Below are 13,883 nucleotides of genomic sequence, written 5' to 3'. Positions count from 1 at the left end.
CGTAAGGCGCCTGGTGACCCAAGACTCAAGTCCCGCTCTGCAATGTCGAGCGGAAGCCGGCTTTCTTTTCCCAAGACCGACTAACGCAGCTGCTACCTGCTCGACTTCTTCCAAGTCCAACAGCATTTCATCTTACGACATCGTCTGTGCTCGCGGGCCAAACCGATGCCGCTACTTTTTGATGATCCCATGCAGCCGTTGGCCCGTTGGCCCCCCGTAGTGTCGTCGCCTCCATCGTCTCGAAGTAGTCCGGGGCCGGGGGGGCGCTCACACCTAATTCAGAACACGTTCGGCACCATCCGGACACGCGTCCGAAGACTTTGATGCACATCGCGCAGGGCCGGCAGAACCTATCCCGGCGCGTTCGTGCCAGTGTTTTACCGTGTCGTAGTAAGCTGCCAGTTTGGCCTTTCCAGCAGCGTTACAATTGCGTTTCGGCAAGCGCGCCACGCCATCCTACGCGCACCAGCGGGGTAAATCCTCCCATGCGCTTCCAGAAGTCTCCGGTGTTGGGACTACCATCACCCGAATCACACCAGACAAGCCGACCACAACTGCAAACAGACTCTTCAAAAACCTCAGGCTCAAGCTACTGTCCCTAGGTTTACGCGGGCGGCACAAGGATTCATTTCGAAGATGCTCGGCCGGCTCCGGGGTTCACTAAGCGGACTGGCGCGACATCATCTGCAGCAGGAGATCGAAATCGGCGGCCGTCGATTGAAGGGAGCACGTGGGCGGCTCCAGCTCGCCTGCTGACCTCGTTATCTGAAACATGGCTGCTCGACAATTAAGTCCTGTTCCGGCGAAGGCGGACCGGCTTGCGTCCTCGGGACATCGGCTTTGGGGGCATTGCACCCTTGGCCGGCTCAGCGAACAATTCGGACAAGTGAATACCCAATGTTGCGGCGATACGGTCCAGGAGATCAACAGTTGGGTTTTCCTTCTTCTGCTCAATGCGCCCCATATAAGAACGGTCGATGCCGGCATCATAAGCCAATTGCTCCTGCGGAATGCCGCGCTCTACGCGGATCCGGCGCACATTCCAAGCCACAAGCGCACGAGCGTTCATGCGCAAAGGCAGCCATTCTGATGATTATCAAACCACTGGTTATAGCCAGACTATTACGATAAGCTCTCGTCCAAGCAGTCGTTGCCTACCCAATTGCTTTGAGAAATCAGGCAACGGTGAGATGCAGACGCCTGTAACGCGTGCGTCTTCCCGTTGACCATCGCGAGCGTTCTCGCGTGCCAATAGCATGCCGCTAGCGGCAGAGGAGGAAATCGCGCTCGGAGGTACCTGATGCGTTTTCCCGGCACGCCGACTGGGTAGGATGAACGTTCAACTCGGGCGCGAAAGGGAAATGAATATTCTCCAGTCGACTGGTTCTGGCCATTGTCTTTCACGAGTGCGAGCGGGCCGATCACCACGGGCCACCATGTCCTCCCGCCGGGAACAGACGGACAACCTAGTTACACGGCAAATCTGCAGCCACTTCGAGTATGGACTGCGATGAGGACGGGCGCGGGGATGGAGCCACTAGGTCATTGTGAGCCGATCTGCGATTGCCGTCTTGGTCCGAAAGGGAGATGGCGTGCGACGATTGGATAGGTACCAAAACGAACTCAGGTTAGTTATCGTGGCTCTGATTTCGATAGAGTTTTCAGCTGCGTAGGAGTTCCAAGCAGTGGCAGCCGAACCGAAGATCGCAGAATTGGCGCCCAGCGTGAACGAGCTCACGTCATATGACAAGGAGCACGCTGTCGCCTACATGCGGCTTCTTGATGCGGACGCTGACAAGGCAGATTGGCGCGAAATCGCGCGCATTGTGCTTGGGCTCGACCCGACCGTTGAACCGGATCGCACGCGACGCACGTTCGAAAGTCATCTGGCTCGGGCCAAGTGGCTTGCGGGCCACGGTTATCGCGATCTGCTACGTGGCGGTTGGCCAAAACAATGAAGAGCGCAGATATCGGAATCGCCGGAATTCCTGAGATCGCAAAAGTTGATCATTCCATCGATTAAGTGCATGCGTGACGCGTGCCCGGTGCGCAAGCGGCCGGAAAGCGCCACAATCATTGGATGCAATTGGTCCCGTTTGAACATTTTACGGGAAAGGTGCGATGTCGGATACTGACTGGAGATCTGAGAAAGCGTACAGCGGCCTCGAGAAAGCAGACGCTGCTGACCTGGCATGGGAGTGGCTGCGCCGGGATCGCGACTACCAGGAGGACTATAAGCGGTTATCTCGCCGCGAACGTTCAAGCGCAGCGGCGGGCCAGTTCCGACGCAAGTGGGGGCTCTCGTTTTCCTGCTGACCCGCAAAAGACCTTCGACAAGCAAGCTGTGTTCTGGGCACCCGAGGTGCTGTCGACCGTGCTGGCTGTGCGGTCGGCCAACTACCTTGCGCCCAAAAGCTACCAGCTCGATTTCGAGAATCTGCCAGGCAGCGAGCTTCGTCGTGCGCCGGATGGATGGCATGCGGTCGTGCCGCTTGGGGGCACGTGCCATCGCCTTTGGCTGTGCGAGCATCCGACGAATGGATCTGCTGTCGTCGTTGATCTGCCGCTCGACGCCAATTTCGAGCTTCGCTTGGGGGCCGCGCGGCGACTTTGGCTCGCCCTCGAGCATCGGCCGCTCGGAATGCCCCCTCTTGCTTTGCCTGCTTTGAAGCAGCGTCGGCTGATCCTTGCGCTGCGCGCAGTGGATGGATGGCAGCAAGGAAATAGCTATCGCCAAATCGCGCAAGGTCTGTTTGGAAGTCATCGTATCGCCGAGCGCGGCTGGAAGACCGACGATCTGCGCAGCCGAACCATTCGACTTGTTAAGCTCGGGCGGCGACTCATGCGCCTTCGCTGCCGAGCATGGTTCGACAAAGGCATCAGCAGGAATGACAGTTCATGAGCTGAGGCGTGAGAAAAGGCATTGTCGCTGTTCTGTGCAGGAATTCTTCTTCTGGCCTCGCTCGATCGGCTGTAGAATAAGGTATCTGCGTTTCGATCTATCACTCCGTCCTCTGTCGTCGGGCTCCCTGCACCAGAGACATTATCTTCGCTGGAAGAATCTGACCGGTTTGTCGGATCACCCCTCAGGTTGTTGAGTGCTCGTGACTTGAATTGAGGCGGCACAAGGAAGTCTGGTAAGACCGATTGAGACCTCCGGAAAGCCATTTCAGGCAGGCTGCGCTAGCACCGCTTTCTCGCAAACGCGGGCGACCCACCAGCAAAGAGAACGAGCGATTGGGCATGCTCGCTGCGATGCATCGCGTAGGCCTGATACTGCATGCCACTTTGAGCGCGCCAGCGGGTACGATCTGCAAAGCGCACCCTCGCACCAGATCGTGACGATGATTTCCGGTGCGACAAAGAAGGCATTTCCCTGCCAGGAGTGCCGGCAGAGCGAGATAGTTGTGATCGTACAGCGGGCGCGCTCGTAGGTCACTTGTGGACAGATTGATGGCCCTCAGCTGCGCAGGATGTCGGGGCGAGATGTGATGTTCAGCATCGGCGTTGGCCGAACAACCGAGAGCTCTCTGCCTGCGACAAGATGACGGGCCCACGCACACCAGCTCTCCATTCTAGATCTCCCAACTGTCGGCGGGCTCGATGACGGAAAGATCGCTGGTAATCACAATATCAAACCATCCGAACATGTCGGCGCCGAAAGCGAGCTCACGACGTCCATGATCACGTCGCCCACTTCAGAGGAGAACGCCTGCAGATTTGGAATCGGAGATGAGGAAGCAAAGGTCGATCGTGACGTTCGGGAGACAATCCGCTTGGTTCCTGCACCCGCACGTCGTCGCATTGAAGGCGACCGTTTCGAGCGGATCAGACACTTCACTTGCGAATAGCCTCCCGAACTCGGTTAAATCGCTGTGCCGTCCACGCCGCTTGATCAGTTCAGCACCCAGGTCGTCCCGCAGTACCGACAAATAGCGGCTGAACCGAGCTTCCTGCTGCTCCCGAAGTAGCGGCCGCGCGTGACGCTGCCTTCGCGTGCGACGGTCACAAAAGGCCGGATGGCAAGGAACTTCAACATCTTAAGTCCCCACTGTGTGCTTCGGCGCCAGAATGAATATCCATCACATTTTTCGACGTCCGTAGGCGGATTGCCGCGTATAAGGGGCGGCTGCGCACAAGGAGAGCCACTGATATTGGTCTGGTACCGCACAACGATCTGCGTCAACAACTCGGTGCCGTAACGGGAGGCTATGTCTTCTTGCGGGATGCCGGCTTCGGCTTGCGACCTTTAGGTAAGGTCGCAGGTGGCGGCGCACCCTTGGATGGCCGAACAAACAGCTCGGAGACAGCAACCCCAAGCGTCTCGGCGAGCCGATCGAGAAGATCGATTGTCGGGTTCGCCTGTTGGCGCTCCAGTCCGCTCAGATAGGATCGATCAACACCTGCATCGTAGGCCAATTGCTCTTGCGGAATGCCGCGCTCGACGCGGATCCGGCGCACATTGTAAGCCACAAGCGCACGAGCTCTCATGCGCGAAGGCAGCCATTTCGCTGGTCATCAAACCACTGGCTATAACCGACATAAAAGCATCACAAAAATTGGAAGTTGTTCGTCGGACTATTCGCTACGTGTCATCAAATCGCTGTTCGCCGGACGGGACTAGGGCTGAGAGACTTCCATCGTTACCCACCTATGCGCCGCGAAACGCGGCGAGGGCGTCAGGAAAGAGTTGTTGCAGAAGAGGGGCCGCAGCCCGGACGCGATTGCCGCCATGGGATGCAATCCGATGCTGATCCTGCTAGCCCGCAACAAGGGTAGTAGCTCGGCGCGCCCGCGCAGTGAACCCGCTGAAAGCGCAGCTACTGGCAAATGCCGAAAGCATTTGTTGTCAACGAAACCTGCCCCCGTTTGCTCTCGTGAGAGGCAAGCCCCACATGGTGCTACCAACTGGTATCGTTGAGAGGTACGCAAGGCACTTACCTGGACTGGGGGCAAACCTTCAAAGACGAGGCGGTCCTTACCGGGCCAGCGACGTCAAAGGTTAGCGGCGCCGTGTCTCGGCGCTCAGTCTCTGGAAAGCGCTGTCTCCGCGACGTCGCTAACTTTAGTGTTAGCCTTTCCCATCGGGTATCAACACTGACACGTCACCTCCTTCTAGAGCGCTGCCAATTTCCAGGCCCAGAACGAGCGCCAATCACCTAGCTGAATTGGTCGGATCGTTTGCTACTTTCTAAGTGGGGCCGCTGCCTTGTGAAGAAAATGGAGATGCGCGGCTTCCTAAACCGCTCCGCTACATGAAAAAAGCTCATACGCTGCCGCTCATGAGAGAGCTGAAAATATTGGCGGGGTAAGACCGGAGGCATGGAAGCGATCGCTTGAAGGACCACCCGCACCGCAAACCTTAATATCGTCGGCCCCCTCGGCACAAGCCGACCGGGTGTCCATGCCGGAAAGAGCGTGACAGTGCTGACAGCAGCAATCGCGTCTCCGCCACTGGAAGCAGCGCGGGAGCGACCAGGCGCCAGTCGATTGGGACTGGATCGGCGCTGTCCCTGCTGCGCCTGCGCTGCAGATTGAGGTTAGCAGGAACGTGACTCGGTGCTGTTCCATTCTGGTAAGGCGCGGTCTGTCAATGCGTCGCTAACCCTAGTGGGTTTGTACTCAGCTAGCTTTCCACAAGCTGACGAAGCCGGTACGGCAATGCACAAACGAAAGTAGCTCTTGCGCCGCTTGCTGACGATGCTTACTGACGCCGCTGAACCGCCTCATCAGCGACTATCCCCGCAAATCAAAAATGGAACGATCGCTCCAGAGCCTGGCACAAGGACTTTCTCTGCAGCATAGGCGCGGCAATTGAAGATGTCGCTGAACGAGATCATGGCGAACAAAACAATCGTAGACCATGAATATGCGCGCAACACGCTAATCTGTTCCGCTGAAGGCATCGATTTCGGAAAGTGGGTGGTGCGCAACGGATCGGTATTCATTGTCATCAATCTTCGTGACGGCCACACCAGGCTGCGTAACGCGCTGCCGGCCGTCCCGGACCAGTGTTAGGCGCGGACAGCTTTGCCGTACCTTGCCCGATCGCGTGTACATCCGGTTCGGTGGTGGGCTACTTAGGTTGTTCGGGTGAGGCATGCACGTCGTTGAGGCGCTTGCCACCGCGGTGAATTGTCGCGGAGCATCAATGCGTGCTCACAATAGGCCCGTCACGAAGAGCGAGACTGACCACGGAGCGAACGAAGCTCAGGATGTCGACCACCTGCGATCCGTGCGTCGAAGCCGACATAGCGTGGCTCTGGGCTCGCATCGTCAGAGCCCAAGCCGTTTTCCGATGGCAGCCAACGCCATGGGGCCGGCCTTTTCATTGGCGCAGCATGGGCCGGCCAGCTGTCGCATGTCGATGCGTACTTGTCGGGCAAGTTGTCGCGCCCAGATCTGGCAGTTGCGAAACGGTACATCGTAAGGTTACGGACAGGTCGGATGCACATAAACGTGCTCTCATGGCAGCTTCTCCAGCTTCGAAACGCGCAAAAAAATGCTATTGCAAACATGAATCCAGCTCCCAATCTGTTGTCTTTTGCCGATGCGCGCGTGCGACAGCGGGCCGTCACCGACCGAAAATTCTCCAAATGGAGAGCGCTGGCTCCAAGGCGTCCATGTTTTCAGATAAGACGTGGCATGAAGCCGATAGCGCGGGCGGCTGCAGCAATGAAGCGAGCGCGCGCACTGTCCGATCTCGACCGGTGCTGCGCAATCTGGTGGCTCTATCGCCTCCATTTCGGAATCACGGGCAGCGTGATGCTGGGCCTTACCGCGGTCAAGCTGTCCAGCTCCCGCTGAAGCAATAAGGCGTCGTGACAACGACCGCCTTCCATACGACCGGAGCGCAGTCCCATCGAGGCCACCACAGGTCGCCGGTTTGGCTGGCGAGCAAAAGTGTTGGCTCAACGCCAATGGTCTCAAGTTTCCACCAGCCCACAAAGGTCGAATCCCATCCAGCCCCGATGACCTGTCGAGGGGCCGGACTCCGGCAAAGTCAGCGAGCAAACCGCAAGGCGTGCTCCCGTTCCGGTATCAGAAACCTGAAATTGACGGCGCGGATGATGCTCTATGGAGGTCGGCTAGCAGTGTTAAACGATGGGTAGGCCAGCTGAGAGCGGCGAGCGCCAAATTCGGACCGCTTGGGCGGTAAAATCTGGCGATCGGGACAAGGGCGCCGACGCTCAAGTTGCACTGGAGATGTTTGCGGCAAATGAAAAAGGGATATGCCGCGCCCGACGCGAAGCGATGGAAACGCAACTCAAGCAGCTCATAACGCGTCGTGAACTCGGTGACATCTTTGTCCTGTATCCCAGTCAGCTCGCGCTGACCACGACACCGAAATATGTTGGCCTGCCTGCCGACGTTCACGCGGACGTTCTGACACGCAGCAGCTACCCAGATTGGGAATCCACCTGAGCACGATGATCCAACCCGGGTATCGAGGCTGCTTCCCTATCGAGCGGTTTAACGAGAGCAACAACCCTGTTGAGCTGATCGTCGGTAGCTTTGCTTTTCAGGCGTGGCGGTTCAAAGTCCTCCCTTTCAAAGAAGATTATCTCGCGGTCTCTAGAAATTATTTCGGCAACGTGCAACCCATGCATCACGTGCCGCGGGACGAGATTTGGAGCGGCTAGTCCTTATCCGGGAAAAGCACGCTCCTTATGATGTCGGACTGCGGTCACGCTCCGAAGGGCCTGTGTTCGGCGAAGGCGCTGAGGCAGGCCTTACCCCCAGCAGCTACCGGTCCTACTAGTCCGAGAATCCGCATTGCACGACTTTTTGGTCCCGATATTTGCTGCAGCGGATTGAGTTTGAATCGTTCTGGCCCTGAAGTTCAGCATTTGCAGACATACTCGTAAGGCGTGAGACCCTTCGGGGTCTTGGGCCGCCGAGCGAATTTAGCGTTGATTAAGTCAGCAACGTGTGCTTCGAGCTCATCGTTCCGGTCATGATGATAGCGTTGGACGGTCGCTTCCTTGATCGTGCGGTTCATGCGTTCGACCTGGCCATTGGTCGAGGGATGCTTGATCTTGGTGAGCCGACGGAGACTGAACCCGCCGCTGAGCATTGGCGTCCACTTCAACAATGAACCGGCATAGTGACGGCAATCTTGGAACACTTTCAACCTGACAGTTCGTTGGTCGAATGTTTGGGGTTGATGAGCATTAGCTTCAACGACCGATGGCGCGGTCAGGCGCTCGGGCAGATCGCGCGATCCCACCGTGCTGATTCAGTTGGTCGCAATTTGCCCCGACTGGGAGGACATTGTCGAAACCGTATTGGAGACCAATCAAAGACGGCCGATCAAGGCCGGTCAGGTTCGCCGTCGCTGATCGGAATCGATCCGCACCGACTCACCGAGCTCTGCGGGCCAGCTCTTGTGCTTAGCGATGCCCCGCCCCGGGCCCGCCGGGCGAGGCTTGCGGTTTGGCTCAGTCGTCGTTCCGACGGTTAGGACGAGACCAGATCAAGCTGAAGCCCTCGCCCTCTTCATCGGCGAAGAGGCTCGCGAAGATCGGTGCGGTGAAGCTTGGGTCGTCGGGCTTGAGGCCGAGATAGTCGCGGCCTCGTTGGAGCGCTCGGACTAGGCGGTCCCGATCTTAACTCGGCCGACATAGATCCGGTGGCTCGGGGCGTTGTCGCCCGAGGGGCTGGTTTCGGGGACGATGCGGACGTTCCTCGCCTGCAGCGAGAGGGTGACAATTTCGCCGTTGAAATCGTTGTTGCCGGTCCTCTTGAGGTGCTGATGGTCGCCATGGTGGTTCTCCTTGATCTGAAGTTTTCCGAGCCCGCACCTTGCAGCCTCCATGGTGATCGACAGACCGGAGGCGATCGACGGCGCACCCCGAAGGGGCCGAAGCGTCGGCGGAGGTTGGCAGCCAGGCGAATTTCTTGTTTCGCGAGGAATGACGGCATAGCCGGCAGGGGAAGAAAGCCGATCGGCGCCGTTGCGCCATAGGCGGTCGAGGCGTTAGCCGTCCTTCGGTCAGATCAATCCATCGAAGAGGCCGTTTGGCGCGCTCGGTCCGAACGGAGCTGACATCATGGAGAACGTGGCGATCTGCGAGTCCACTGAAAGAGTTGGCGCAACCGAATCCAATGGTGATGAGCTCTCCTATTGCAGTAAACGGATCTCCACCTCCGCGATCGCTGACCGGCTGGACGCCTCCGTTGACGAGAGTTGCTGGCCGTATCTCTGATCCGTCGCTATTTGATCGACGCCGCCCAAGGACTGGCACGAAACTGCCGCTCTGCGATAATCGGTCGAGCCTCGACGCTTGGGCCGCTCTGAGTGTAGCTCAAAGACAAGAATCGCGAGCACTGAAGTTCGCCTACACAGAGTTGCACGAGAAAGCCATCAGGCGCGTCGCCGTCGAGTCTTGCAGAATCTCATCAAGGTCGTGCCTTACAAGGTTCACACCGTCCTCACGGGGGCACTCACTTCACCGATCCGGCCGACGACAGTTGGACCGCGGCTAACATCAAGGAGAAAATCGAGCGGAAGGAGCTCTTCTGGGCGCTTGCCTTTGTCGCGGCCTGCGCCGTAACGATATCGAACATCGCCTCACCTAGCCCAAACATCTCCGGACCAACGGTTAGGTCGAGCGCATGAACCGAACGATCAAGGATCGCCACGGTCAAGCGTTTCCACTATGAGGCTCGCGCCGAGCTCCGCAGCCACCTCTCAGACTTCGTTAACGCCTACAACTTCGCCAAGCGACTCAAAACTCACAAAGGCCTCACACCGTTCGAGTTCATCTGCAGTGCGTAGATAAAAAAGCCAGAACGATTCACCCTCAATTCCGCTCCAGGAGATGCCGGGACTAAACATTTAGGGGACAGGGATTACCAAGTTTCCCTTCGGCGGCTCAAAACTTCAAATCAGTTTTCTGGCGACGCGAAGGGCGCAATTCTTGTTCAAATTCCGACAGCGGTACAAAGCCCGTCGGGTTCGAAACACTGGTCGCGTGAAGTGCCATGGAGCTATTTATGCGCAATTAGGCACTTAATGCGCGCAGACGGTGCTGGCACGGACGTTGCTACTAAGGTGAAGTACTGAAAGTGCTTAGCGCACCCAGACGCGAGTCGAGCGATGCTCTCTTTCCTTGAAACGATGTGGCGCGCTTGTCAGAGGACGAGCTTGTTCCTTGTGACTTTGTGTGTCGTCGCGCTTAGCGCGGCGACACAGACATTGGCTACGGATCTCGCTAGGCAGCCCGTCTACACCAAGGCACAACCCCTCTCGGTCGCGGTCGCGATCGGAGATCAGCTAGCACAAAACGTCGCGCGGCCTCTGACAATAACTTCGGAGAGTAACATGGCGCTGGGTTTAGAATCTCCGGCTCCCCCGATCAAAGTGGAGAACTGGCTCCGTGGTCAGCCCCTCACGAGCTTCCAGCCCGGGAAAGTGTACATCGTCGAATTTTGGGCAACTTGGTGCGCACCGTGTGTGGCGGCGCTGTCCGATCTGGTACAGCTGCAAGAGAAATACAGGGATAGCGGAGTTGAGGTCCTCGGAATAGCAGCTCGTGAGCGTGCTGAAACCGCGGAAGAGGCCGAAGCAAGTTGGACGCATGGTTGACCGGAAAGTTGTCGAATCTAAACTATCGGGTCGGGATCGACTACACACGCGAAATGGACAAGCTTTGGATGGATTCTAGCTTTTCCGTCGGGATTCCCACCTCGTTCGTCGTCGACCGTGACGGCCACATCGCCTTTATCGGTTCCCCGACGCAACTCGAAGAGGTTTTGCCGAAGATTCTGACCGGCAGCTGGCGCATCAGCGATGAAGCGAAAGCCGCCGATGCAGAGCGGATCGCCAAGGGCGAACGCACAATGCCGATCTTTGCCAAACTGACGCCGGCGCTGAAGGGGCAGGATTGGGCGAAGGCGCTTTCGGTGGTCGAAGAAGCCGTCGCTGTTCTGCCGGATGACGTGAACTTCCGCGTACTCCAGGCGGATCTGTTGCTTCACAGATTGCGCGACTTGCAGGCCGGCCTGCCGGTGATGCGCCAATTGGTTCGTGACGCGACCAACAAAAAATCCGCGCTGTGGATGGCTGAGGCGATGCGCCAACTCTTTGATCCGGCCAATGACAACTCTCATTTGCCGCAGGCCGAGCGCTTTGCGATGGGCAATGAGTTATCCGAACACATTCTGGCAATAAATCCCCCTCAACCCGGCGAGGCCCCTAAGTTCGTGTCCTATCCGACGGTCGCTCAGTACTATTACGAGAGCGGCAACAAGGATCGTGCGATCGAGTTGATCGAGGTGACGCTGAAGTCGCTGGATGGCGCCGCACATATTCCGGACAATCTGAAACAGCAGGTTGTGTCGGAATTGGTCCAAACGCTGGCAAACTATAAGGGTCAGAAGGCTTGCTATGGGTCTGTTTGTGCGACTCCGCAACCCGGAGTCTCGCAAAGTACCAAAGCGCAAGCGCCGGAGGAGAGAAGGTGAAAAAGGGTTATGATCTGAGCACCTCGCTGGTCAATTCGGCCATTTGTCGGATGGGCCTTTGGCAGTTAACGATCAGCGGGCACGGCGGTGGATCGTTTGTGGCACTTGGAAGTTCGGATTGCTATGACCTCCATCCGCATCGATGTGGAGGTGATCTTCCAGGTGAAGTCGCGCCGAGATTCCATAACGCAAAGTCTCCGGCGGTCATATGCTGAACACTTCCTTCATCAAATGCACCTTTGCGTACAGCCATGGCCGAGGCCGGAGCTACGTATCCGCCTACTTGGCTCACACAAGCTCGGATCGGGCAAGGCCGGCGGATGTCTAAGATCGATGCTCTCAGCCCGAGGAGCTCGCAAAGCGTGAGGCGCTTCAGCTAAGCGCTTACGCGAAGAGAGAGCGTAATGGGTAGAAGAGTTCGGCCGCAGCCCCCAGACCCCGTGCATTTATCGCATTCCTCGGACGGCGCGCCAAGCATTGGGCACGTCGGATCTGAATCGAACGTGTTTTAGACCGCGTGTGCCACAAACCCATAGCGCCATGACCAGTCGAGATGACAAACGACCCGCCGCAATCGGCTTGGTTCTGCCGTTTGCGTTGGAGCATTGGCTGAAGCAGCCAGTCCGTGCTACGATTATCCTCGTCGGATTTTTAGGGGCGACGGTTACCGACCTGTTCATGCCGGTTTATTCCGGCCGTCTGGTGGATGCATTGACGTCGGTCCCCTCCGACGAAGCGGCACGACATGCGGCACTGATTGCGTTCGCTGGTACCCTCGCGCTTGGTCTGCTCTCGATCATATTGCGGCTTACGGGCTTGCAGGCGATCGTGCCGTTCACGCTGAAGACCATGTCGGATGTGGCCCGTGGGGCCTTCATGCGCGTGCAGCGCTTCTCAACCGACTGGCACGCTAACTCGTTCGCCGGCTCGACCGTGCGCAAGATCACCCGCGGCATGTGGGCGCTCGACCTGCTTAACTATACGATCCTAATGGCATTGTTGCCGTCGCTCGCGGTGCTCGTGGGCTCGACGATCCTGCTCGGCCTGCATTGGCCCGAGCTCGGCGCCGTGATCGGCCTCGGCGCAGTGATTTATGTCGCCATCACGACGGCATTCACGATCGGCTACATCGCGCCGGCGGCGCGCGTCTCCAACGCCTGGGACAGCAAAGTCAGCGGCACGCTAGCGGACGCGCTCACTTGCAATACTGTGGTGAAATCCTTCGGTGCTGAGGCGCGTGAGGATGCGCGGCTTGACGGTGTCGTCAGACGCTGGCGGGCGCGGGTGCAGCGCACCTGGCTGCGGTCCAACGGCACGAGCGCGGTGCAGCTGGTGATGCTCTTGTGCTTTCGTGCTTCGGTGATCGGCGGCGCTATCCTGCTGTGGATAGCGGGGCGCGCCTCTCCGGGCGACGTCACCTATGTGTTGACAAGCTATTACATCATCCACGCCTATTTGCGTGATGTCGGGATGCACATCAACAATTTGCAGCGCTCGGTAAACGACATGGAAGAACTGGTTACCATCTATGGCGAGCCGATCGGCATTGTCGATGCCCCCGACGCCAAGCCGATCGACATTCACGGGGGGAGGATCACGTTCGAGGACGTCACCTTCCTCTATGACGGCGATCGCGTGCCGCTCTACGACGGATTGTCGATCAACATCGGCGCCGGCGAGCGGATCGGTCTGGTCGGGCGCTCCGGCTCCGGCAAGACCACGTTCGTCAAGCTGCTTCAGCGGTTCTACGACGTCTCCGGCGGCCGGATCCTGATCGACGGGCAGGACATCGCGCTGGCCACGCAACAATCGTTGCGCAGCCAGATCGCGATCGTGGAGCAGGAACCGATCCTGTTTCACCGCTCACTGGCTGAAAACATCGCCTATGGCCGACCCGGCGCCAGCATGGCGGCGGTCAAACAGGCGGCGAGGCTCGCCAATGCGCATGACTTCATCATTCGATCGCCGAAGGGCTACGGCACGCTGGTGGGTGAGCGCGGCGTAAATCTGTCAGGCGGCGAGCGGCAGCGCGTTGCGCTGGCGCGCGCGTTCCTTGCCGATGCGCCAGTATTGATCCTGGACGAGGCGACGTCGAGCCTGGATTCGGAATCGGAAGCGCTGATCCAAGAGGCGATGGAACGGCTGATGAAGGACCGCACCTCGATCGTAATCGCGCACCGCCTGTCGACGGTGCGCGGCCTCGACTGCATCCTGGTGTTCGATCGCGGCGAGATCGTCGAGCGGGGCGCGCATCCGGAACTGATCGTGCAACCCGGCGGCATCTATCGCAGTTTGTTCGAGCAGCAGGCCATCGAGTTCGGTCCGCTCTCGGCGGAAGGCCAGCCTAAAACATCGCTGGCCCCGTCTCCGTAGGCCTGGTGCTATTTGGCCGTACTGGAGGGACATGAGCATGG

General features: G+C 58.4%; 9 protein-coding genes and 4 pseudogenes. 9 read left to right on the top strand and 4 right to left on the bottom strand.

Annotated features, from left to right (window positions below; all coding sequences use genetic code 11):
* Positions 1–787: 787 nt before the first annotated feature.
* The gene (locus XH80_RS10415) at positions 788–1,069 is read right to left on the bottom strand and encodes a helix-turn-helix domain-containing protein (RefSeq protein WP_271598512.1); all 282 of its coding nucleotides are present in this window, start codon (positions 1,067–1,069) and stop codon (positions 788–790) included.
* A gap of 616 nt (positions 1,070–1,685) precedes the next feature.
* Between XH80_RS10415 and XH80_RS10410 the strand changes: the two genes are divergently transcribed.
* From XH80_RS10410 to XH80_RS10400, 3 genes are all read left to right on the top strand, one after another.
* Entirely contained in the window at positions 1,686–1,958 is a 273-nt protein-coding gene (locus XH80_RS10410) for a DNA -binding domain-containing protein (protein ID WP_271598511.1), read from the top strand.
* Between the two features lie 163 nt (positions 1,959–2,121).
* On the top strand, positions 2,122–2,316 hold the full coding sequence (locus XH80_RS10405) for a transcriptional regulator domain-containing protein (RefSeq protein WP_271598510.1): 195 nt from the start codon (positions 2,122–2,124) through the stop codon (positions 2,314–2,316).
* Positions 2,317–2,362: 46 nt separating this feature from the next.
* Entirely contained in the window at positions 2,363–2,902 is a 540-nt protein-coding gene (locus XH80_RS10400) for a DUF2285 domain-containing protein (RefSeq protein WP_271598509.1), read from the top strand.
* Between the two features lie 1,307 nt (positions 2,903–4,209).
* Here the strand turns inward: XH80_RS10400 and XH80_RS10395 are convergent.
* Positions 4,210–4,491, bottom strand: a complete 282-nt coding sequence (locus tag XH80_RS10395; RefSeq protein ID WP_271598508.1) for a helix-turn-helix domain-containing protein — start codon at positions 4,489–4,491, stop codon at positions 4,210–4,212.
* Between the two features lie 1,323 nt (positions 4,492–5,814).
* On the opposite strand from XH80_RS10395, the gene XH80_RS10390 reads away from it, so the two are divergent.
* The 3 genes from XH80_RS10390 (at position 5,815) to XH80_RS10380 (ending at position 7,425) form a co-directional block, all read left to right on the top strand.
* Positions 5,815–6,018 carry a hypothetical protein gene (locus XH80_RS10390; protein ID WP_271598507.1) on the top strand — a complete coding sequence of 68 codons (204 nt, stop codon included), beginning with the start codon at positions 5,815–5,817 and terminating at the stop codon, positions 6,016–6,018.
* Between the two features lie 429 nt (positions 6,019–6,447).
* Positions 6,448–6,807 (top strand): hypothetical protein, encoded by a 360-nt coding sequence (locus XH80_RS10385; RefSeq protein WP_271598506.1) that lies wholly within the window; start codon positions 6,448–6,450, stop codon positions 6,805–6,807.
* Positions 6,808–7,104: 297 nt separating this feature from the next.
* On the top strand, positions 7,105–7,425 hold the full coding sequence (locus XH80_RS10380) for a hypothetical protein (protein ID WP_271598505.1): 321 nt from the start codon (positions 7,105–7,107) through the stop codon (positions 7,423–7,425).
* Between the two features lie 421 nt (positions 7,426–7,846).
* On the opposite strand, the pseudogene XH80_RS10375 reads toward XH80_RS10380, so the two are convergent.
* Together XH80_RS10375 and XH80_RS10370 are read right to left on the bottom strand one after the other, a co-directional pair.
* A pseudogene (locus XH80_RS10375) lies at positions 7,847–8,050 on the bottom strand (IS481 family transposase); the annotation flags it as partial.
* A gap of 391 nt (positions 8,051–8,441) precedes the next feature.
* A pseudogene (locus XH80_RS10370) lies at positions 8,442–8,766 on the bottom strand (DUF736 domain-containing protein).
* Between the two features lie 558 nt (positions 8,767–9,324).
* On the opposite strand from XH80_RS10370, the pseudogene XH80_RS43965 reads away from it, so the two are divergent.
* From XH80_RS43965 to XH80_RS10355, 3 genes and pseudogenes are all read left to right on the top strand, one after another.
* Positions 9,325–9,845: pseudogene (locus XH80_RS43965) on the top strand (integrase core domain-containing protein); the annotation flags it as partial.
* A gap of 482 nt (positions 9,846–10,327) precedes the next feature.
* Positions 10,328–11,469 (top strand): annotated as a pseudogene (locus tag XH80_RS10360) (TlpA disulfide reductase family protein).
* 540 nt (positions 11,470–12,009) lie between these two features.
* On the top strand, positions 12,010–13,842 hold the full coding sequence (locus tag XH80_RS10355) for an ABC transporter ATP-binding protein (RefSeq protein ID WP_271598504.1): 1,833 nt from the start codon (positions 12,010–12,012) through the stop codon (positions 13,840–13,842).
* The last annotated feature ends 41 nt before the right edge of the window (positions 13,843–13,883 follow it).

Source organism: Bradyrhizobium sp. CCBAU 45384 (assembly GCF_028128665.1).
Taxonomy (GTDB): Bacteria; Pseudomonadota; Alphaproteobacteria; order Rhizobiales; family Xanthobacteraceae; genus Bradyrhizobium; species Bradyrhizobium manausense.
This window is presented reverse-complemented; position numbering and strand designations above follow the sequence as displayed.

Bases quoted from the DNA above. Each gene is read 5' to 3' on its own strand.
- XH80_RS10380 (WP_271598505.1), top strand. From the start codon at position 7,105: ATGGGTAGGCCAGCTGAGAGCGGCGAGCGCCAAATTCGGACCGCTTGG.
- XH80_RS10395 (WP_271598508.1), bottom strand. From the start codon at position 4,491: ATGAGAGCTCGTGCGCTTGTGGCTTACAATGTGCGCCGGATCCGCGTC.
- XH80_RS10355 (WP_271598504.1), top strand. From the start codon at position 12,010: ATGACCAGTCGAGATGACAAACGACCCGCCGCAATCGGCTTGGTTCTG.
- XH80_RS10415 (WP_271598512.1), bottom strand. From the start codon at position 1,069: ATGAACGCTCGTGCGCTTGTGGCTTGGAATGTGCGCCGGATCCGCGTA.
- XH80_RS10405 (WP_271598510.1), top strand. From the start codon at position 2,122: ATGTCGGATACTGACTGGAGATCTGAGAAAGCGTACAGCGGCCTCGAG.
- XH80_RS10385 (WP_271598506.1), top strand. From the start codon at position 6,448: ATGCACATAAACGTGCTCTCATGGCAGCTTCTCCAGCTTCGAAACGCG.